General features: G+C 43.8%; 15 protein-coding genes and 1 riboswitch. Of the genes, 9 read left to right on the top strand and 6 right to left on the bottom strand.

The window, feature by feature from the left end; translation table 11 throughout:
• Positions 1–74: 74 nt before the first annotated feature.
• Positions 75–174, top strand: a riboswitch (purine riboswitch).
• Between the two features lie 85 nt (positions 175–259).
• Together C9I99_RS04710 and C9I99_RS04705 are read left to right on the top strand one after the other, a co-directional pair.
• Positions 260–1591 carry an NCS2 family permease gene (locus C9I99_RS04710; RefSeq protein WP_243734605.1) on the top strand — a complete coding sequence of 444 codons (1332 nt, stop codon included), beginning with the start codon at positions 260–262 and terminating at the stop codon, positions 1589–1591.
• A gap of 468 nt (positions 1592–2059) precedes the next feature.
• Positions 2060–3634, top strand: coding sequence for a BCCT family transporter (locus C9I99_RS04705; protein ID WP_107347656.1), 1575 nt, complete (start codon positions 2060–2062; stop codon positions 3632–3634).
• Positions 3635–3707: 73 nt separating this feature from the next.
• Here the strand turns inward: C9I99_RS04705 and C9I99_RS04700 are convergent, their stop codons facing one another.
• The 3 genes from C9I99_RS04700 to C9I99_RS04690 form a co-directional block, all read right to left on the bottom strand.
• Positions 3708–4451: a 3'-5' exonuclease gene (locus C9I99_RS04700; protein ID WP_107347868.1), complete on the bottom strand. Its 744-nt coding sequence runs from the start codon at positions 4449–4451 to the stop codon at positions 3708–3710.
• A gap of 8 nt (positions 4452–4459) precedes the next feature.
• Complete coding sequence (locus tag C9I99_RS04695; RefSeq protein ID WP_107347655.1) at positions 4460–6340, bottom strand: DUF294 nucleotidyltransferase-like domain-containing protein; 1881 nt, start codon at positions 6338–6340, stop codon at positions 4460–4462.
• 152 nt (positions 6341–6492) lie between these two features.
• Entirely contained in the window at positions 6493–7239 is a 747-nt protein-coding gene (locus C9I99_RS04690) for a helix-turn-helix transcriptional regulator (RefSeq protein ID WP_107347654.1), read from the bottom strand.
• A gap of 157 nt (positions 7240–7396) precedes the next feature.
• Here C9I99_RS04690 and C9I99_RS04685 point away from each other — a divergent pair, with 157 nt between their 5' ends.
• The 4 genes from C9I99_RS04685 to C9I99_RS04670 all read left to right on the top strand — a co-directional run bounded on the left by C9I99_RS04685 (position 7397) and on the right by C9I99_RS04670 (position 15102).
• On the top strand, positions 7397–7897 hold the full coding sequence (locus tag C9I99_RS04685) for a GNAT family N-acetyltransferase (protein WP_107347653.1): 501 nt from the start codon (positions 7397–7399) through the stop codon (positions 7895–7897).
• Positions 7898–8134: 237 nt separating this feature from the next.
• Entirely contained in the window at positions 8135–8899 is a 765-nt protein-coding gene (locus tag C9I99_RS04680; protein WP_107347652.1) for a metal-dependent hydrolase, read from the top strand.
• Positions 8900–9129: 230 nt separating this feature from the next.
• Positions 9130–10689, top strand: a complete 1560-nt coding sequence (locus C9I99_RS04675; protein WP_166645449.1) for a methyl-accepting chemotaxis protein — start codon at positions 9130–9132, stop codon at positions 10687–10689.
• A 246-nt stretch (positions 10690–10935) separates the two neighbouring features.
• Complete coding sequence (locus tag C9I99_RS04670) at positions 10936–15102, top strand: hypothetical protein (RefSeq protein ID WP_107347650.1); 4167 nt, start codon at positions 10936–10938, stop codon at positions 15100–15102.
• A 57-nt stretch (positions 15103–15159) separates the two neighbouring features.
• On the opposite strand, the gene C9I99_RS04665 is transcribed toward C9I99_RS04670, so the two are convergent.
• Both C9I99_RS04665 and C9I99_RS04660 read right to left on the bottom strand, forming a co-directional pair.
• The gene (locus C9I99_RS04665; protein ID WP_107347649.1) at positions 15160–15435 is read right to left on the bottom strand and encodes a hypothetical protein; all 276 of its coding nucleotides are present in this window, start codon (positions 15433–15435) and stop codon (positions 15160–15162) included.
• Positions 15436–15599: 164 nt separating this feature from the next.
• A complete protein-coding gene (locus tag C9I99_RS04660; protein ID WP_107347648.1) occupies positions 15600–16508 on the bottom strand; it encodes a GGDEF domain-containing protein in 909 nt (302 codons plus the stop codon).
• A 295-nt stretch (positions 16509–16803) separates the two neighbouring features.
• Here C9I99_RS04660 and C9I99_RS04655 point away from each other — a divergent pair, with 295 nt between their 5' ends.
• Entirely contained in the window at positions 16804–17964 is a 1161-nt protein-coding gene (locus tag C9I99_RS04655; protein WP_107347647.1) for an HlyD family secretion protein, read from the top strand.
• Positions 17965–17984: 20 nt separating this feature from the next.
• On the top strand, positions 17985–19037 hold the full coding sequence (locus C9I99_RS04650; protein ID WP_107347646.1) for a DUF2955 domain-containing protein: 1053 nt from the start codon (positions 17985–17987) through the stop codon (positions 19035–19037).
• Here the strand turns inward: C9I99_RS04650 and C9I99_RS04645 are convergent.
• Complete coding sequence (locus C9I99_RS04645; protein WP_107347645.1) at positions 19034–20035, bottom strand: helix-turn-helix domain-containing protein; 1002 nt, start codon at positions 20033–20035, stop codon at positions 19034–19036. The genes C9I99_RS04650 and C9I99_RS04645 overlap by 4 nt on opposite strands.
• Positions 20036–20275: 240 nt before the next feature.
• Here C9I99_RS04645 and C9I99_RS04640 point away from each other — a divergent pair, with 240 nt between their 5' ends.
• Entirely contained in the window at positions 20276–21145 is an 870-nt protein-coding gene (locus C9I99_RS04640) for a VirK/YbjX family protein (protein ID WP_107347644.1), read from the top strand.
• The last annotated feature ends 466 nt before the right edge of the window (positions 21146–21611 follow it).

The raw sequence follows: 21611 nt of genomic DNA, 5'->3' as shown, positions 1-21611 counted from the left end.
ATTGTTTCAAAATGTGTCTTTGGCCGTTTATTTTAAATTACAACATTGAATTCGAAACTTAGATCATTAAAATCCGCGCCCAAGAATTATTAAATTGTATATTTTTGGTGAGACGGACCAAAAGTTTCTACTTCAGGACCTATTTCTGAAACTACAATGTATCTGTAGCCGGCTAGTTATACACCTTGGTTCAGGTGTCTTACTCTAAGTATCTATTTAATAATATCTTTCCTTTGCTTTTTACCCTTAGGGATTTGTTGTGAATTTGGATAAGATATTTAAGCTTTCTGAGCGAAAGACAACTGTTTCGACAGAAATGTATGCCGGTTTTATTACCTTTTTGGCGATGAGCTACATCCTCGCAGTTAACCCCGCTATTTTAGGGGATATCCCTGGGATGGATAAGGGTGCGCTTTTCACAGCAACCGCGATTGCATCTGGTCTGGCAACACTGGTGATGGGCATCTGGGGGAATTACCCTGTTATGCTAGCACCGGGTATGAGTATGAACGGCTTCTTCAAAGGCCTATTGTTAAGCGGTTCAATTGCTTTGGTCTGGCACGAGGCACTACTGGGTATCTTCATTTCCGGTATTATTTACCTGATGCTTAGCATGACTTCAATCCGTAAAAGTTTGATTGAAGCGATTCCTGAAGATCTTAAACTGGCTATATCGGTATCTCTTGGCTTGTTTATTGCGTTTCTTGGACTGAAAAATGCCGGGATTATCGTTTCTAATCCCATCATCCTCGTTAGCCTTGGTGATGTCCGTGACCCACAAGTTGCGATTGCCTACATCTCTATTTTCATCGCTCTGGCTTGTATGATCCGTAACATCAAGCTTGCAACCTTCTTTGCCTTCATTTCAGCTATCGTACTTACCGTGGTTGCCGATGTGGTGATGGGAACGAATAATGCCCCAATTCCTGACTCGCTTGTTTCTCTGCCGCCGAGTATTGCACCGACGTTTGGGCAAATATTCAACTTTTCCGGCTTTACACCTGAAAAGCTATTTGATTTGGTGTTTGTTGTGTTGGTTTTCTTGATTGTCGACTTTTTTGATGGTCTCAGCACCATTGTTGGAGTAGGGCGTGATGCGGGCATTATTGATAAAGACGGTAAAGTGCCTAATGCAAAATCTGCGCTAGTTGCTGATGCTGGTGGTACGGTCGTTGGTGCGGTGTTAGGTACAACTTCGGTAACGGCATTCTCTGAGTCAGGTATTGCCTCGTCTCAAGGTGCGAAAACCGGCTTGAGTGCCGTTGTCGCTGCAGGCCTATTCTTTGCTTCACTATTCTTCTACCCAATCTTCTCCGTTTTCTCCGCAGCCATGGTTGCACCAGCAATGGTTGTGGTTGGTATTTACATGATTGGACGAATCGCGAAAATACGCTGGGATGTTATTGAAGTTAGAATCGCGTCCTTCTTTACTATTATGTTTACCGTTCTTTCTTTCTCACCGGCAAACGGTATGGCGATGGGCTTTGTGAGCTATGCGTTCTCTATGGTTGTTGCTGGTAAAGGCAAAGACGTTCACCCGGTGATTTATTCTCTGGCTGCCATGTTCCTCGCTTATCTGCTGTTTATCTAATACAGACTCAACGCACATTGTATAAAGCGGCCTCAGGGCCGCTTTTTGCGTTAATAGCGCAATTGATTTCACAATGTTGTTTACAGCGCTTCGGTACAACCCCAGTGACAATCAATCGGTATTTGAAATACCCATAATCTACAATTGCCATGCCGGGCTGACAAAGCAAATGCTTTATGAAGGCACGATAATGGTTAGTTCACAAAGTAAATCGCTTGTTACAATATGCTTTCGGTGAGCATAAAACTGACATTTTATGGCTAAAATTTGTGCTTTAGCCATTGATTTATTGCAAAACTTGACACTCTATGGGGGGAAATGGTTTGATCTATACATCATCTAATTATTTACAGGGCTAACTATTTTGCGGCGCGGCTTTACTGAAACATTATCTGGCCTATCAGGCTAATCTTACTGATAGGTCAGATAATGCTTCCGAATGGCTTCGGTGCAGTTTAGGGAAATACAATGAAAAAAGTTGATAGATACAGCATAGATAATACGGATTATACGGTAGGGCAGGATAACATCCAGAAATGGGGGTTTGATGTCCATAACCCTGTATTCGGGACAAGTGCTGGCTTAATCGTTCTATTCATCATTGCGGTACTCGTTAGTGATCCAACGTCAGCGAAAGCGGCTTTGGATGGCGTTAAAAACGGCATCATCAACAACTTTGATGCTTTGTTCCTTTGGGCGGGCAATATTTTTGTTATCTTTTGCCTGGGGCTTATCTTCTCTCCATTCGGTAAAATCCGTATCGGTGGTCAAGACGCGGAAACTGATTATTCGCGTATGTCATGGCTAGCGATGCTATTTGCTGCCGGTATGGGTATTGGTTTGATGTTCTGGAGTGTTGCTGAGCCTGTGGCCTATTACACTGGCTGGTATGGCACTCCTCTTAATGTTGACCCGAATACACCGGCTGCCGTTGAGCTTGCTTTGGGCGCAACGATGTATCACTGGGGCCTGCACCCTTGGGCTATTTATGGTGTTGTAGCATTGTCTCTGGCATTTTTTGCCTACAACAAAGGCCTACCTCTATCGATTCGCTCTATCTTCTACCCAATTCTTGGTGATCGTGTTTGGGGCTGGCCTGGTCACGTCATTGATATCTTCGCGGTAATCGCCACTTTGTTTGGTCTGGCAACATCCCTTGGCTTAGGTGCACAGCAAGCTGCAAGTGGTATTGAGCACGTGTTTGGTATCTCTGGTGGTATTGGCCTGCAAATCGCTGTTATCGCGATTGTCACCTTGCTTGCGGTGATTTCTGTTGCTCGTGGTATCGATGGTGGTGTGAAGCTGCTAAGTAATATCAACATGCTTATCGCATTGGCATTGTTGGTATTTGTTACTCTTGCTGGTTTCGCCATTTCAATGGGTACGGTACCGACAACCGTTGCGGGTTATGCGAAAAACTTCTTTGCATTGAGTAACCCTCATGGCCGAGAAGATGAAGCATGGTTGCATGGCTGGACTGTTTTCTACTGGGCTTGGTGGGTTTCTTGGTCTCCATTTGTAGGCATGTTTATTGCGCGAATCTCAAAGGGGCGTACTGTCCGTGAGTTTATGGTTGCCGTACTCATTGTACCTACGTTGGTGACGACACTGTGGATGTCAGTTTTTGGTGGACAAGCCATTGATCAAGTAATTAACGGCATCGGTATTCTTGGTGAGAACGGCCTGACTTCAGTGCCGCTGGCGATGTTTGAAATGTTTGAATCTTTGCCGTTAAGCAACTTGCTGTCTGTGACCGCGATTATTTTGGTTATGGTGTTCTTTATCACCTCTTCGGATTCTGGTTCGCTAGTTATCGATAACATCACAGCTGGTGGTAAGATTGATTCACCAATGCCACAGCGCGTCTTCTGGGCATTTATCGAGGGTGCTGTTGCTGCTGTTCTACTTTACGTGGGTGGTACTGAAGCTATCGAAGCACTTCAAGCGGGTGCAATTTCAACCGCACTACCGTTCGTATTCATTCTATTGCTAATGTGTGTCAGCCTCATCATGGGCTTCACCACTGAGAAGTATCAGAAATAAATACGTTTCTCGCTCAAACAAAAACGCCGTCAACATGACGGCGTTTTTTTATAGCTTGATATTGGGAAATAAGTTATAGCCAGATTTCAGAAATAGGCGTATCTGGTGTGAAGTGATAGGCAATCTGTGCTTGCAGTAACTCCGCTGTGGCGAGGGCATCGGTCACTGCATGATGAGGGGCGTAATCTGGAAGACTGTAACGCTGTCTCGAGCGCGCAAGCCTCACTGAACCTGGTCGGTTGCCTTTTAATCGATTGATGAGCCCACCGTTATAACGCTGTTGAACTGCCATCTCTATTGCCATGGTATCGACGACCGGGAAGTGTATGCCTTCTTCTAATCGGCTGATTAGAGCTTGATTCATAAACTCACGTTCGATTTTTTGATAATGGACCACCACAATTTTACCGGCCAGGGCATTGAGCACCCGTTCTAAGACTTTCAGAAGGTCAGGGGCATTTTCTACATCGGAGTCGGTAATACCGTGGATGATCACCGATTCCTCGTTTAGAGGTCGATGAGGATTTACCATCCATTCTGCAGATTCTCGACATCGGATTCGTTGTAGAGTGAATGGCACGAGACCAATACTGATGATTTCGTCTTTCTTGGGATCAAGCCCCGTTGTTTCGAAATCTAGTGCGACGAAGGGCACTTCGCTAAGCGGTGTATCACCACTTATCATCGGCGTAGAGTAGAAGTTTTTAAGTCTTTCATCTCGAGTCTTGTCGAGAAGAGTCTGGAAAAACGTTGGCCAATCCGGTGTACTGCGTGTATTCAGTAGTTGTCGGTGTGGTTTGGGTTTGTTAACTGTCATACTGCTTATCACCGACGGTTACCTTGGTAACGGAATTTAATGAAGTTCTGAGCATTACTCAGAATTTGGAATGCTGCCTTAAGGTTACGGCGCTCAAAGTCAGACATGTTTTCTGGCTCGATACTGTTATCGGCTTCAATCCCCGCTTCAATATCCAAAGCCTGGTGACGGATACGAACCATGTAGATCAGCTCCATGGCATCGCGTAAATCCTGTCCACGGCCTTTAGGTAAAATACCTGCTTCTATTACATCATCCAATCGTTCGAATGAGTTTTGCGAGCGAGAGCCGACAGCAAGGGCATGAACACGGATCAGGTCTGCCAGCGGGGCAGTGCCTCGCCGCTTTAGGTTGATAGAGTTGTTGTGCCTGCCGTCTTTTTCCATAACGAAATCTTTGAAGAAACCCAAAGGGGGGGTTCGACTGATTGCATTACGGGCCAAACACGCCAAGAAGCGGTTGTTTTTACGTGCTCGCCGAACAACGAAACTGTTGAGCTGCTCTGCCCATTTCTCGCGACCACATACTCCGGACAAATCAAAGAAGATCGAGCTGTTAAGCAGGGCTTGCGGTTTAGGGTTGTCTATCCAATCGGCAAAACATTCTTCCCATTGTGAGCGTGTTTTTCGCCACTCAGGATTGGTCGCCATGATATCGCCGGTACAGTAGCTGTAACCACATGCGGCAAGGCCGTCACAAACGAACTTTGCGAACTTCGCAAAGTATTCGCCATGCAGGGCTTCATCGTAGCTATCATCGAGGATCAAGGCATTATCTTGGTCAGTCACAATCAATTGCTCGTCCCTTGCCATCGAGCCCATTGCCATTAGGCAGAATGGGATTGGGGCCGGGCCAAGCTCTTCCTGTGCTAATTCGGCTAGGCGTTGCTTGAAACTGCGGCCAATGACCGAAAGAGCACTGCCAATCATGTGGGCATTCGCGTCTTCATTAACCATGCGCACGAAACAGTTTTTAACTTCTTCGGAGACGATCTGCAACTCTTCAACAGTTTGTTGCTGGAAAATAGTACTCACCAATAACAGGCTGTTCTGTGATTCATAACGCACGATGTCGGTTAAGCCAATGATGCCAATTGGGTGCTTGTTTCTTAATACCGGCAGATGGTGCACGTTGTAGCGAAGCATGGTTAACATGGCTTCAAAGACATACGCATTGTAATCAAGCGAAATTAACTCTGTACTCATGACTTCGGAAACTGGTGCTGAGGTATCTAATCCCTTGGCGATGACTCGAGCGCAAAGATCGCGATCAGTGATGATGCCGACCAACGGGTCATAATCATCATCGTCATCATTATCGCTGGGTTCAACAATGAGCATTGCCGAAATGTTTTCTTCCGCCATGGTGATTGCGGCAGTTTGAATGCTTTCGTCACGACTTGTAGTGACAGGGTCACGGGTGAGCAGGGTGCGAACCTTGGACGTGGTGAGATCGTTTTCTTTCGCTTGGGTAGAGACGACGTTACGTAGCCTGGCACTATCTTCTAGCTCAACGAAATCAGCAAAGGTATCGTGTTCATCACACAACTTGTTGAAGATGTCCTCAGGAATACAATACACCAGAGTATCTTCGATGGCTCGGGCCGGCATCCTGACTCTGTTGTTCATCAACAGCCCCATTTGACCGAACAAATCACCTTCATCAATTCGGTTATACAGCTCTCCCTTACGCCGGTATATCTCTACAGCACCGCTTCTGATGATATAGAGGTCATGAATTTCGTCACCGAAGTTCAGGATCATCGTGTCGGCACGGTAATATGCCACTTCAATGCTATGGGCGATTTCTTTTACTGACTCTTCCGGGAGTACCTTAAAAGGAGGGTATTGGCTGATAAAATTGAGAATTTCCAGCTGTTCGGCTTCCATCGTTTGATCCGTAATGCTTTTGGATAATGGCTAATAGTATACCTAATTAAGCAAAGAATGTTTGTACCTGCAGGTGAAAACCATCACTATATAATTGAAAAAAAAGGGTTAGCAAGCCAAATTTTACGCCAGTGCGAGTCCGTGCTACGACGTTATGGCGTTTGAGTATAGAGCTTGTGTAATAGATGATTTTGATGCTTGCAATCGAGCTTATGCAAAATGCTTTTAATCTGGGTTTTCGTCGTTTCTTTTGACACCCCCCTTAACTGTGTAATTTCACTGCCATCATACCCTTGGGTAAGCAGTTCGATAACTTGCTTTTCCGTCGGAGTCAGGATCTGAGGCAGAATCAAATCACCGTGCTGTACGGGTTGTGAACCAAACTGGTCAAGGAGCTTTTGGCGAGATAGATAATACTGTGACCAGGGGACAAGCTTATCCATAAACCGTTGTAAATATGAATGGCTCTCAGGTGAGAAAGGGCTGGTATAGCGATGGAAAGTCAGCACTTGGACCTCTGATTTATTCAAACGGCAATAGCCGCTCAGTGAATGTTTCACGGCTAAGGTTGGAACCATCACTTCTCTAAACCATTCATCCTTGATCTTGTTATTTGGCAGCATGCTTTGCAACGAAACCATGTTCCCTTGTAGTTTGTGTTTTGAATAATACTGAAGGTATTCATCACTTTGTGAGTGGCGACCATAAAATTCAAGCTGTTGCTGTTCAATGCCAGCATGAAATATGCTGCCTGTTGATATTTTGGGGCTGGAGCCGAGAAATATTATACTGACATCGGCGCCGACTGAACGGCCGATATCGGCCACTACATGGCTAATATCTGAAGGTGATTGGCCAGCTTCGACAAGGCTTCGTATCCAAGAATCGACTTTATCCATAGCATTATTTTGTTAGTGATCTTTCATATAAGGTTTAATGACATATTTGACGATTACAAAAAAAAGCTAGCGTCTTGTGATCTTGATAGGTAATTTTGTATTCAAATAACGCCAAGGTGCTTGGTTGAGCAAAATAACCTGGAAGATAGGAAGTGAAATGCATATTAAATACTGCGCGTTTGACCAACATGCCCATGAGATGCTAGATATTTTTAATGATGCCATTTTGAATACCACAGCACTGTATGAATACGAACCTCGAACAATGGAAGTGATGGCGCTGTGGTTTGAGGCAAAATCTGCAGGTGATTATCCGGTCGTCGGGGCGTTTGACGAATTCGGCCGACTAATGGGCTTTGCCTCTTTTGGAAAGTTCAGAGAACAACCGGCTTTCCAATTTACCGTTGAACACAGTATTTATGTTTCTAGTGAATTCAGAGGAAAAGGGGTTGCGATGGAATTGATGAAAACGATTATTGTGCTTGCCTCCCGCCAAGGCTATCGTTCATTAATCGGTGCAATAGATTTGGAAAATATTGCTAGTTTACGGCTACATCAAAAGTTTGGTTTTGAAGAAGTGGGCATTATAAAAAGTGCTGGTTATAAATTTGAACGCTGGTTGGATTTGGCGTTTTATCAGTTAGCGCTTGATATATAGGTCTTTGATGCATGAGTACGTGTCAGCTGGATGTTAAAAGCGACCAAAAAATGATCATGCGAACAGTTTTCACCATTAAATTACTGTGTTTTGGTACAGTGATCGCCTTGTAAACAGTATACTGGTTATTTATCCAGTTAACGAGACAATGACAGTTACGCACTAAGATTACAATATTGAATATGGGCATAATGCCCGGTAATTGGGTGGTGGAACTGTCTTGTATATGTGATTACAGTGGCTAATTTCAATACACATCTTGGAACAGCCGCGCTGACGAGTAGTTTGGCGGCTACTGCTCTGCTCTCAGCAGGGCACATTGTGCCGATCACTGCATTATGGTTAATGCTACTAGGCACGATTGGCGGCCTGTTGCCGGATATCGATTCCGACAATTCGACGTCAATGAGTACTCTTTTCCGTTTATTCGGTGGTTTAATCACCTTCAGTTTTGTCGGGCATATCTATCAATTGGTATCGATGCTCGAGCTTATCGTGTATAGCGGGTTTTGCTATTTAACTATTCGCTATAATTTTAAATCATCGTTAGAAAAAATCACGGTACATCGTGGTTGTTGCCATTCGCTGGCATTCATTGCTTTGTCTGGACTCTTTACCGTTTGGTTAGTGTTCTTGCTAGGTTACAGCGATATCACCGCTTGGCTATCAGGTGGCTTCATCTTTTTTGGTGGTATTGTACATTTATCGCTCGATGAACTTTACAGCGTAGACTTGGCGAATCGCCGATTAAAATTATCTTTCGGATCGGCGTTGAAAGTCTTCTCACCCAAGAATCCATTTATCAGTGCATTACAGTGCCTGTTGATAGCGATTTTATACCTTCATGGTCCCTCTTTAGACAATACCTGGCAGCAGGTCAGCAATTGGAGTGAATTTCGTTTTAAACCGGATTGGCTAAATAGAGATGAAGTCATGCAATTTTTTGATGAAGTAATTACGTCGACACGAGAGGCGATGGACCAAAATTCGAAGCAAGGATAATAAAAAATGGATGCATAATATTGTTATTAATACGTACTAATTATTGACGGTTGGTGTCAATAATTTAACGGTGTTGTCATGTTGATAAAAATCAAAATGCCAGCGCTAATTCGTGGTAAAGTTGTATTCTTATTACAGTTTATTTTTTATTTATATTCATGCATTTTACTATTAACAATATTTCTGTCCGAAAGCAGGTTCTTGTTCCTGTTTTGCTAATATGCGTAATTATGGCAATCTCTTTTGCCGTTGTGACGAAGGAATCCCGCTCGCAACGTGAGAAAACCAGTGAAACGATTGTGTTTGCGTTAGAGCAAAAAACGCAAGCCCAGCAGTTACTTGAAAACAGCTTCGCTGCACGTGTTAGTGCTATTTATGCGCTTTATGAACCATCGGCTTTTCAGAATTTGGATACAGCGGTAAAGCAAGGATTTGATTTGAATAATCAATTGCTAGATCAATTAGCCCGTAATCCAAGTCTAAATCAGCATATATACACAGTAAAAGCAAAAATGGCGAATTATGAGCGATTTTTAAGCAATGAATTAAAGCCATTTGTTGCCCGAAAAAATAGTATTGGTGCGACGTTGCAAGAGTCGGAAATGCTAGCCGCCGACTTCAGAAAGGTTGGTAGCGAATTGATTCAATCTATTGATGAAATGACCTTAGCCATTGATCAATATGTTGCAGATGAAATCACGGCAATCGATGCTGAGTACCGCCAAATGATGCAAAGCGTTATGTACATCATGCTTGTGATGGTTGTCAGTGGCTTAGTGATTGCGTGGGTCTTATCTGGCCGTATCGTTAAGCCGATTATGAATGTTCGTGAAACATTAAAACAACTATCCCTAGGTAATTTGACACAGCGGGTACATGTTTCAGGAATGAATGAAATTGCCGAACTGGGTAGTGATCTGAACCATACGATTGAGAAGGTGCAAGACACGATCTCACACCTTAACCGTATCAGTGAAGAAGTTGCCGCCGCCTCTACGGAGTTGGCTGAGGTGATGAGCAGCTCACAAGCCAATGCTCAACAGGAAATGGCTGAGATTGAACAGGTTGCTTCTGCGGTTAATGAGCTTTCAAGCACGGCGGATAATGTAAGTAGCAATGCGCAAGATGCGGATACCTGTGCGAAGCAAAGCCAGAAAATGGTTGATGAAGGCCGCAATGTGTTCACGCAAAGTGAACAGTCAAACAAAGTCACGTCTGAGAAAATGTCTGAGGCGGCGGATGTGGTATTGCATCTTCGTGAACAATCAGAACAAGTTAGTAAAGTTATTGAAGTCATTCAGGCTATTTCAGAGCAGACTAATCTGCTGGCTTTGAATGCAGCCATTGAAGCGGCGCGTGCCGGTGAGTCTGGCCGTGGCTTTGCTGTCGTTGCCGATGAAGTAAGGATGTTGGCTGCTCGTACTCAAGCGTCTACCCAAGAAATTCAGGTGATCATCGAAGATCTTCAGCGTCAGTCGGCCAGTGCCAATGATGGTATGCAGCAATCACTGCAGATGTTGAAAGAGTCAGAAGAGCTAACGAGCCTCGCCAATGAGGTATTCGAAGGTATCACAGATGCAATTACCTCTATCGGTGATATGAATACCGAAGTGGCGACGGCAGCAGAGCAACAGTCGATGGTGACCCAGGACATCAACAAAAATGTCGTGAATATGTCTGAGCTCGTCAATCAAAGTGTGGTTGGTATCAGCCAAAGTGCCAGTGCGAGTGAAGAGTTATCACAACTAGCAGAGCAGCAACGTAAACAGCTGTCTTTTTTCCGCTACTGATTCTTTCGCCCTCACACTCAGAGAGTAAAAAGGAAGCTTCGGCTTCCTTTTTTATTTTTAGCCGTACCTTTTGTTGAGGCATATCAATCACGATCGATTTATTCGTATTGGTTGTTAACGCTATCCCCCATGTGGGTGATGCGAATAAATGCTTTCCTTTATATAACCACAGTAGCTAATTCCTCAATAACACAGAAATACTGTATCTGGGATTGGCATTGTGTAGAGGATAACAAGGAAGAAGGTATGAAACGTCACCCGATAGCTGTCGCCGTAGGGATGGGCACCCTATTGATGATAGCGGCTTGTAATGATGACACTAGCACAATCACCGATATTACAGAGCCAACACCAGAGCCTACAACATCGATGAGTATTAAGGCGATTGATGGATATTTGCATAATGCTTTCGTTTGGTTGGATATGGATCGTGATTATCAATTTGACCAAGGGGTTGAGCCGAGTGTCCGTAGTAAGGATGGCTTAGCAACCTTAGATGTGAGCGGCATTGATGAACCTGGTTCTTATCCCATTGTCGTTAAGGCAATACAGAAGGAAACGATAGACTTAGATAACCCAGGAACAACGGTTTCGAAGAATTTCGTTATGTCAGCACCAGGCGGCAATTCAGTTGTGTCGCCGTTAACGACCATGGTTGATTTCAAAATGCGCCAAGACGGCATGACGGAGGATGCCGCTAAATCTGATGTTGCTCAGATGTTTGGTATTGAACCCGACCTAATCGCCAGTGATTATGAAGACACCGAGTTGAACGGTGCGACTGTTGCGGTGAAATTGGTTAAGCAGTCCGCTAAGTCGATTGTGACCGCTGGGGTACTGCCTGAAAGTGAGGATGTTCTTGACGAGAATAGCCTCGACGGAATAGTGACCAAAGCAATAGAAGAGGGTAACCAAGTCGGTCAAGTCTTGATCGATGACCGAGGGGACGTATTACCTGAGGACTATGACTTTGATCGTGTTGTCAGTGAAGATAATAAATCAGTTGAGGCGGATACTGATCGTGACGGTGTCACTGATTCAGAAGATGACTTCCCCAATAACAGTAAAGAGTGGGAAGACAAAGACGGCGATAACTATGGTGATAACCTAGCCGATAAGTTCCCAAATAATAAAGATGAATGGGAAGACACAGATGGTGATGGCTATGGCGATAATCTGGCTGATAAATTTCCTGATGATAAGACAGAATGGGCTGATTTCGATTTAGATGGAGTGGGTGATAATAAAGACCCCGACGATGACAATGATGATGTTAACGATGAAGTTGATGCATTTCCCCATGATAAGACAGAATGGCTAGATACTGATGGCGATACCATCGGCAATAACGCAGATACTGATGATGATGGTGATACAGTCGATGATGTCGATGATAGATTCCCATTAGATAGCACTGAATGGGCCGACCGCGATTTTGATAATGTTGGTGATAATAGTGATCAATACCCCGATGACCCGGAAAAGTCCATTGCTGATATCGATACTCAATATACCTACACTTCACCCGTGTTCGTTGATATTTTGATGGATGTTAAGACGCTACAGGTTAGTCACGATATCACTGTAGAAATGCTTAATAACGCCAATATCAGACGTACTGAAAACATTGTCTATACTGACCCCGACTCAGCCATGTTATTTGGAGAATGGCAAAGCGAGGCACTGTATCAAACTGATGGTACTTTTGAGCGGTTAAGCTTTGGCTATTATGACTATAACCTTGATGGCAATGTTCAATATGAAAGCCAATGGTTCGATGTTGGGACATATTCAGAAAGCCAGGAAAGTTATTGGCGATATATTGATGAATCTGATGCTGCTTCTGAAGGGGGAAGCAACGGTAATAATCGCGTTTTTGATGATATTGATTTAAGATCGCAAATAGCTGATGAAATGATGACGGGTATTGACGCCGTACAATATCTAACAGTTTCTAGCCAGCAACAACAAAGTACCGTGACAACCACCACAACGCTAGAGCAGTTCGACTTGGCCTCTTGGGTATTCGGAGATAAAAGTGGTGAGCTGAACTATGGCTATCAAGGTATTTCCACTGCTGTTGATGGGGTGGTGATTGACCATCAAGACACCCGTGATTGGCAAGCGAATGGGGTTATCAATACCTTAATTGGCTTTTCCGTGCTCAATGATCAGCAATATACCTTTAGCCACTTCCGACCAATATGGGCTTCTCCAGAGCAGCCATATTTTGAAGAGTATGCGCAATATAGTTTTGTCACTGGCAAAACAGATACCCTCGGTAATTATTGGTATGAAGTCACCACCGAATTTGACGATGTTCAAAAAACAGAATCAATAACCGGGTACCGCTATTTACTGTCAATGGAGGAAGGGAAATTAACCGATGAGGAGAATCCTTACGGTGTGATGTTCAATTCCTTTAGTGCAATAAGGACGGAGAAAACAGACTTAGAATATACCGAAGCCGTTAATTGGAGCCATATTCCGGTTCCTGATAGTTACTTTGGCGCGCCAGAAGATAATTTCACCGTTAAAGAGCCAGATATTGGACAAGACTATAAGATCTTTATCAAGCAAGAGAATGGCTTATGGGTTGGTCACCGCTTTGCTGAATGGGGCTCACAGCAGGTAGGTACGCTAGCAAATATCGTTGAGGCGTTAAGAAATAGCGGTTACGGCCTTAATGAGATTGATAGCACAGTTCTACCGGGCTTGAGTGACTATAACGGTATGCTCTTGAGTGAGTCATTCCAATATGATGAGTCAGGAGTGGCACGGCAGTGGCATGTTGTTACGAATAATGACTTACTCACACCGGTCCAGGGTGGTGAATACCAACTTGTTCCTTTGCTGCTTACCCATGATGGTATCAAACCTAATTGGCGAGTGAATGATACGCAAAGCGGCACTCTGGTAATTTCTGTTCCGCATATAGATAACCCTTGGAACTGGTTTGATGCCTATTGGCGATTGATGGTCAGTGCTGATGAAATCGACACATCCACAGGAACTTGGAAAAGCGGGTTAGGGGAGTTTTACCTTAGTCAGGATGCTGCCATAGCGGCCATCAACCAACACGGCAGAATATGTTATCAAGGTAATACCGAGTGGGATGCCGGCGTCCCTATTGGTGAACCACAATACCAAGACTATGTGGCCACTCTAGAGGAGTGTTATTACGTTCGAATAACGGATCAAGAGGTTATTGGGCAGTCTTACTATCTGTTTAATGGCCAAGAGTTGCAACAATGGCATTTTAATGAACAAGGGCTGGGTGAGACTGTATTTGCGGATGGTAACGTTGCAGGCTTTACCTGGAGCGTGAATAGCGACGGTGTTATCGAAATTCGCTATGAATGGGGCCCTATTGATTATTTTGCATTCACAGGAAGTGATGAGCAATATGTCGGCGTGAAAATATACAGCCAGTGGCAAGACCAGGGTGCAGAACGGGTTAATATTTGGGCGACACGGGTAACAACTTACCCACCAATGATAACCAGTTGTGCGGTTGATCTGGAGAATGCGAGTCTGGATGATTTTGATCAGGCGATTGAAACATGCGGTGGGTACCACCCAATAGAGAATGATTTCAATAACACATTAGCTGGCATGACTTATGTACGAGTGCGAGGCGACGGTGATACACGGGCATACCAGTTCCATGAAAATGGTACATTTAATTGGATCCGTGCTGGTGATTGGCGTGGGGAGCTGGGAACGGAGTGGATGATTACTCAAGAGGGTTTCCTAAAGCTGACACCGGACGTGAACAACCCGGAAGAGTATATGCTATTGGCCCATCAACAATACTATGACGATCAAAGTAGTTTTGTTGTGTATGAACAATACCCAGAAGACGAGCAATTACAGCGAGACGTCTGGAGTTTTGTGTTCCGTGAGTATGAGCAAAACCAGCCTCTGCCACTATGCGATATTGGTGATACACCTTGGAATAGCGTCGCAGATCAACCTGCCAGTTATGCGACTGCGCAAGAGTACCAAGATGCAGTCGAGCAATGTCAGGTATGGACTGATAATCGAGTGTTGAATTTCACTGAAGACATGCTGGTAGGTAAAGGTGCGGATCAACAAACAACCTGGCTTATTGCTAATGACGATGGTGAGACAATCCGTTTCAATCCGGATAACACGGGAGCGTTCCTTGACCCTGAAGATGGCGACTTCCCATTTAATTGGGAGTTAGTCGATGGGCAAGTCCACCTAACGATGACTCATCCTAGTTACACAGGGTCATACGAGATTCTATCTATTACTGAGTCTGACGGTATTCAGTTTGTAATTAAGTCATTCTGGGTAGATACCTCCGGTGAGTGGGCTAATCCCGCTCCAAATCAAGGAGAAGGAGAAGTTTGGGGGTATATCTTAGAGCTGGTGGATAAACACTAGAGAAAGAGAAATATATAGAAATGGGAGCCAACTCGGCTCCCATTTCTATTATATATATTAAGCGATCGCTGTTTTTGGTGGAGATTTGAATATATTTATCACCGCTTTTACTGTGTAGTAGCCACAAAGCACAGTAAAGACGATGGCGCTTAGAGCTTCACCGTAAAGCACTGATGCGCCAATAAAGTCGAATACTTCACCGCCGAAGTCTTTAACATGATCCAAAGCCCACTTGTACACCAAATATAACTTGGTGAGGGTAATAAATACTAAGTAAGCTTTACCATAGGGTGTAGTTAGAAAATACTTAATTTTATTCCAAAGACTTTTCACTTTATTGTCGCCTCGTTGTTTATTTGACGCGTTCAAGTGTAGAAAAAACGAGCGAAAAGAATTTATCAATTCGCGCCAGCAGCAAGCGAAAGCTGATGCTTGATGCAAAATAGGTAAAACGGAGTTAAACCATTTGGTGTTAAGTTCCTGTATTGAAAAGCGGGCTACTTTTGTGGCGTGGTAAGTTGTTCAAATGATGCAACTTGATCCTTGCCATGGCGCTTGGCATAGGTGAGTGCTTGATCAGCTTGGTGCAAGAAAGTCGCAGGAGATATAACATTATCACACAGGGTATTAACCCCAATGCTGATAGTGAAATTAACCGCTCCATCTGGCATGGTGATGCTGAGCTTGCTGACACGCCAACGTAAACGCTCAGCCAATAAAAGGGCAAATTGATGCGAGGTATGCGGAAGCAGAATGATAAACTCTTCACCGCCCCAGCGACCGATAAAATCAGATTGGCGGACACTTGATTTACAGCAATCGGCAAATAAACGAATAACGTCATCGCCGGTCTGGTGGCCATAGGAGTCATTAATGACTTTAAAATCATCAATATCAATGTACAGACATGATAATGGGTAGTTGAATTTCTGCGCTTTGTTTAACTCATTACTGAGTATGGTTTCAAAACGGTTGCGATTGGTTAGACCAGAAAGAAAGTCGATAGACGCTTGTTGCTCTAGTTGGTAAAAATCATTGTACTTTTCAGTTATATCAATGATTGCCAGTTGAATGGCCGTTTCACCTTGCCATTGCACAATGGATTCCGCAACCAGTACATGCGCGACTTTTCCTGAAGGCTTAGTGACCTTGAAAGTCAGTACCCTTGGTCTTACCGATCCTTCCATTAAAAGGTGATGATGGGCTAAGGCTTGTTCAGGGTCCACATCCACAATCAAATTTAGCAAGTTAGGCAGTGACATATTGTCAGGAAGTTTGCCAACACCAATGATGTTGCATAGGTTTTCATCCACATAGAGAATTTTAAATTCGTCGTGGATCAGTATGCCAAAATCAGAAGCAAATGTGTTGTCAGGATCAAGCTGTATCTTTGGAAATTCAATCATCTAAGTTACTACTACCGATTACATCCATGGTATGACCTGATTGGGTCAGCACTACCTTGATAAAAGTATCAATAGAAACAATATGTGACACTGCTTCCAAAAGTTCAAGCTAAATACTGTTTTATAAGCAAGTTAGTTCAGATAATCAGAACCTTATCATCTTTTGGTTATGTGTAGGTAGGGCGAATGCAAAAAAATGCTTCGTGGCGCGAATTGATAAGAACTCTATGCGTTAAAACTTACAATGCTGACATAGAAAATTATTAACTAATTGTATGTTTACAATGAGGTTGTAATGAGCCAGCAAACTAAAGTACCAGCAGAACACACAGCATTGGAATCAGATAGCCCTAATACAGTCAAAGAAGAAAGCACAATTGAAAACAGTAAACAAAAAACCAGTGATCCACGACGTGCTACTTTCCTTGTATTACTGGTATGTGCAGGGTTATTCCTGTTCTATTTGATTTCTGACCGGGTGATACCCACGACAGATATGGCGAGGGTGCGGGCAAACGTTGTTCCCTTGGCGCCTTTGGTAAGCGGACCGGTTACCAAGGTGCATGTCAAGCCCAATGATATTGTTGAGGCTGGGCAACCGCTAATAGAATTAGACCGTACTGATTATGTGATTGCACTTAAGCAAGCCGAGGAGGACCTAGAGAAAGCTGGTAAGGAAGTTGGGGTACAAACCGCGTCAGTTGAATCGGCACAGGCCCAGTTGAGTGATGCAATTGCCAATCAACAGAATGTACGTAGCCAGGCGAATAGAGTGTTTGCGATGGTTAAAAAAGGCATCGTAACTCAAGCGGATGCAGATAAAACCCATGCCGCTCTGGCACAGGCAAGTGCTCGAGTAAACCAAGCGAGAGCTTCGGTTGATCAGGCCAAAAAGCAACTGGGTGCGATAGGTGACGAAAATACAGAAATTCAAATTGCGATTCTAGCGTTGCAAAAAGCTCAACTGAACTTGGAGCGAACGATTATCCGTGCACCATCAAGAGGTGTAGTCACCAATTTCAAACTCGATGAAGGGATTTTTGCCAACAAAGGCCAGCCACTGATGACGTTTGTTTCTGGCGATGAAAGGTGGGTTGAGGCGTACTACCGTGAAAACAGCCTGGGTAATATTAAAGCGGGCGATAAAGTGGACATCGCGCTTGATAATGTACCGGGAGAAGTGTTTACCGGTGAGGTAAGTAGCATTGATTACGGCGTGAACTGGGGGCAAACCCAGCAAACAGGTCAGCTTGCTACTGTTGCTAATCAGTCGGGATGGCTCCGTCAAACTCAACGGTTTCCTGTGATGATCCGATTCGATCAGGCAATGCCCAAGGGAAGCTTGAGGGTAGGTGGGCAAGCCGACATTATGATGTACACCGAAGAACGCTCCGTAATGAATATGTTCGGTAAAGTATGGATCCGTGTGATTACTTGGTTCTCATATATTCGCTAATATCGGTAGAGGTCAGAGTGATGCGTTCAGAGCTCAATCAAAATATTCTTCGTTATGTCATTGGCGTCATGTTGTCGTTGATCCTCGCTTATAGCTTGAACTGGACACTGGCATACATCATGCCGGTCTTTGTGGCCAAACTGCTGGTCGATAAGCCTATCGCTGATAAACAGGTTATGACTGAGCTGGGATTATCCATGGTAGTGACCGTACTGATTGCCCTTACGGTGATTAGCGGCTTGGCCGAATATCCTCTCATTATGCTGGCGTTGGTTGGAGTAATGATGCTATGGGCCTACTACCTGTTCCAAGACCCTAATTGGAACTTTTTCGCTACGATGCTGATGATTTCAGCTTTACTGCTACCTTACCTGGGGTTAATGCAGCCTGCTATCGCTTTGCAGGTTGGTAAAGCACTGATGGTTACTGGTGGCGGGGCTGTGGTTGTCTTTGGTGTTATGCACTGGCTTTTTCCTGCCATACCTCGTGTAGAGGCTAGTGTGAAAACGGTGGATGTTAAAACACGAGAGCAAGTACGTATAGAAAAACAAAATAGAATGCAGGAGTCCTATAAGGCCTTGCTAATCAGCTTTCCGGTTATCGCATTTTGTTATTTCTACCAGGTAACCGGGGCGATTTTGACCATGATTTTTATTGGAATATTGTCGCTACGGCTAACTGCCCCCAAGAGTGTAAAACTCAGTCTATTTTTGCTGTTAACTAATATTATTGGCGGTCTACTGGCTATCATCGCCTATGAGTTACTGGTTACCGTTCCATGGTTCCCGTTCTTGGTCGCCATGATGTTGTTCTTTACCTTGGGCTTTGCCAATAAAATTTATCGAGAGCCCGCGAAGGCCCCTATTTATGCAGGGGTATTTTCAGCACTAATGGTGATATTCGGTGCAGTAGCTGCCAGTGATAGCAAGTTGATCGATATGAATTTCTACACCCGTATTTGGCAGTTGATATTAATGGCGGGTTATATGACAGGTGCGGCGACCTTGATAGAAAATGTTTGCTCAGATAAACATGCACCTATGTCCAAAAACACACAGGTGCAACCCACTTAACTGACAAACTGTTTTCGGTAGTCTTTGGGTGGGAAGCCGGTAAGCTTTCTAAAGGCGCGTGAGAAATGCGCAATATCGGCATAACCCAGTTCTACGGCGATATCAGTCAGTGAATAGGCTTTCTCTTCCATAAGCCTGCAGGCGGTGGCAAGCATGATGTTTTCTCTTATATGTTTGAAGCTGGTGTGTTCCTGTGAAAGCCTTCTTTGTAGCGTTCTTGGTGTTGTTCCTAAAATCTTTGCCGCCTCAGTAATGGTCATGGACTGCTTACAAAGATATGGGGCAAGCGCGTGGTAAATAGATTCGATATAGGAGATCTCTTTCGGAGAGATGCTTGAGGGAGCCGACACCGTAAAGCTAGCTGCAGAGTAGTAGGGTAAATTGAGTATTTCATCACTTAGGGCGACGGCAGCGATCTTTCTCTTGGTATAAAACGTGGTTTCTTTAGACTGCAATATACGTGATAACTTGTCGGCACCATCGGATTGCATGGCTATATAAGCGGGCGACCAGTTCTTTTTGCTGGCATAGCGAATAAATTCGATAAGAAACAGGATGGCAAAAATTTCAGACCATAGGTAGCCATCTGAATCCTCTAACGGCTTATAGCGGCAAAGCCATGGCGTGTCGTTGAAGATTTCGATACGTAACTGGGTGGTGGGTGAATCGTGTAATACCGCTGTCCTCATCTGTTCAATGGCCTCTGCGATAGTACTTGGTTGGTCCAAGTACGACAGCATTTTAGGTAAGAAGTATTCTCTGATAGCTGTACATAGCAACTCACCGTAAAATTCAGGTTCAGCCCGCTCAGCCATCATGCCTAAAAGGTTTTTGATTGGCGCTTCAGGCAAGTACTCATGGTTTTGCTGTAAGATATCGTCTGGGATACCTGCCGCACTAAGCAATGGGTAAATGTCTTTTTCAAAATGCGTGATCAGAGCAATGATTGTGCTGGCATTAATGGTTTTAATTAGCGGTACCAACTGACCTTGTTGCATTTTTCACCTGTTCCTACTGAATATTAATAAACCTAGTTGTCGTTAACTATTATAGTGGCCCTGGGGGGAGAGTATCTAGATCAAGGCTGACTGATTGAAGATAAAATGTTTTAACGCTCAAAGATTACAAATACCTACTTAAATACATCGCTATACAAAGTGATACATCGAGAGTGTTGAGTCCCTATAACTTGAAACCTATCCTTGATTATAAAGAATACTGTTTTATTGGTATGTGTAATGAACTTGATCCGTGATGCTTTCAGTACTTATAAAGTGACTTATCGCAATAAACCTAAGTGTATCGCAAAGTACATTCTTCGAGGGTTGATCCACCGTAAGCCGCTAAAGCGATTAAATGATAACTTTAAGCATGGCGAAAGACGTCAGGTTTTTCGTAATCAGCCAGAGTTTGCGCTTAAAGCCATGCGACCGTACCTAAGGACAGGTTTAACGCGAATGAAGGCTGTTGAAGTGGTTGTTAACCACCATGAGTGGTTGGACGCCAACATCAAACCTGTCGCAAGACAAGCCATTTATCAGCATGGCCTGACTTTACATACATTTGATATCGGTGAAGAGCACTTTGAAATCAAGCTGTTATTTCTTGATAGTTACCGTCGTGAAGGGGAACTGACATTAGCACTGTGTGATAGCACTGGAAATAAACGTTATGTTATTACTTTCGTGGTACATGGTGGAGATGTATATGTTGGCGGTGTGCAGGGCAGTGTTGATCATGACAATTTTAGTCGGAGATTCACCAAGACTGTTTATGGTATTCGCCCTAAAGCATTTGTCGTAGAAGCGCTACGAATACTGATCAATTACTATGGCATTAAAAATTGCTATGCAGTTAAAAATTCTGCACACGTGTATTCCGATACTCGCTATAAGAAAAAACTAAATTTTAATTATGACCAACTTTGGTTAGAACAAAATGGTTTCGAGTATAATCAGTGGTATTACCGATTACCCATAACCAGTGAACGTAAGGCTATAGAGCTAGTAAAAAGGCCTAAACGGAAAATGTATAGAGAAAGGTATGCGTGGCTCGATCAACTCAATAAAGAGCTTAAAATAGAGTTAGATAACATTTCAATAATGTAACCTTATTGTTCGGTATGAATTGGTTGCCCTCTGTTACGTAACGTAAAAGATTTCATTGCCTGTAAGTTGCTATTCATGAATAAGGAACAGTAGGGTTGGAATATGAATATTGTTAAGATTGCCTGGGTAGATTACTTAGTGACGTATCTGATATTTATATTGATGCTTTCGTGCGGGAAAGCTGTCAGCCCAATGTTCTACTTGCCTGCAATTCTTTTGGGATACTACTCGCATTATATCCACCATAAACACTCTACCTTGGTGGATGAGTGAGTATAAAGCCATACTTGATAGGCTTTGGGAGTGGTACACGCACCCAATATTCACGACAAAAAAAGCGAAAATTGTAAACTTGGGTAACTCTCGACGTTGAAGCTCAGCAAAACACACCAGAAATCCTTTACAAAATTTATGGCTCTAATCGCTTTAAACTAGCATCCTGCCAATAAGTTGTAACATATCGTCT

Source organism: Photobacterium lutimaris (genome assembly GCF_003025555.1).
GTDB lineage: Bacteria > Pseudomonadota > Gammaproteobacteria > Enterobacterales > Vibrionaceae > Photobacterium > Photobacterium lutimaris.
This window is presented reverse-complemented; position numbering and strand designations above follow the sequence as displayed.

Bases quoted from the DNA above. Each gene is read 5' to 3' on its own strand.
- C9I99_RS04705 (WP_107347656.1), top strand. From the start codon at position 2,060: ATGAAAAAAGTTGATAGATACAGCATAGATAATACGGATTATACGGTA.
- C9I99_RS04700 (WP_107347868.1), bottom strand. From the start codon at position 4,451: ATGACAGTTAACAAACCCAAACCACACCGACAACTACTGAATACACGC.
- C9I99_RS04695 (WP_107347655.1), bottom strand. From the start codon at position 6,340: ATGGAAGCCGAACAGCTGGAAATTCTCAATTTTATCAGCCAATACCCT.
- C9I99_RS04690 (WP_107347654.1), bottom strand. From the start codon at position 7,239: ATGGATAAAGTCGATTCTTGGATACGAAGCCTTGTCGAAGCTGGCCAA.
- C9I99_RS04685 (WP_107347653.1), top strand. From the start codon at position 7,397: ATGCATATTAAATACTGCGCGTTTGACCAACATGCCCATGAGATGCTA.
- C9I99_RS04675 (WP_166645449.1), top strand. From the start codon at position 9,130: ATGGCAATCTCTTTTGCCGTTGTGACGAAGGAATCCCGCTCGCAACGT.
- C9I99_RS04670 (WP_107347650.1), top strand. From the start codon at position 10,936: ATGAAACGTCACCCGATAGCTGTCGCCGTAGGGATGGGCACCCTATTG.
- C9I99_RS04660 (WP_107347648.1), bottom strand. From the start codon at position 16,508: ATGATTGAATTTCCAAAGATACAGCTTGATCCTGACAACACATTTGCT.
- C9I99_RS04655 (WP_107347647.1), top strand. From the start codon at position 16,804: ATGAGCCAGCAAACTAAAGTACCAGCAGAACACACAGCATTGGAATCA.
- C9I99_RS04650 (WP_107347646.1), top strand. From the start codon at position 17,985: ATGCGTTCAGAGCTCAATCAAAATATTCTTCGTTATGTCATTGGCGTC.
- C9I99_RS04645 (WP_107347645.1), bottom strand. From the start codon at position 20,035: ATGCAACAAGGTCAGTTGGTACCGCTAATTAAAACCATTAATGCCAGC.
- C9I99_RS04640 (WP_107347644.1), top strand. From the start codon at position 20,276: ATGAACTTGATCCGTGATGCTTTCAGTACTTATAAAGTGACTTATCGC.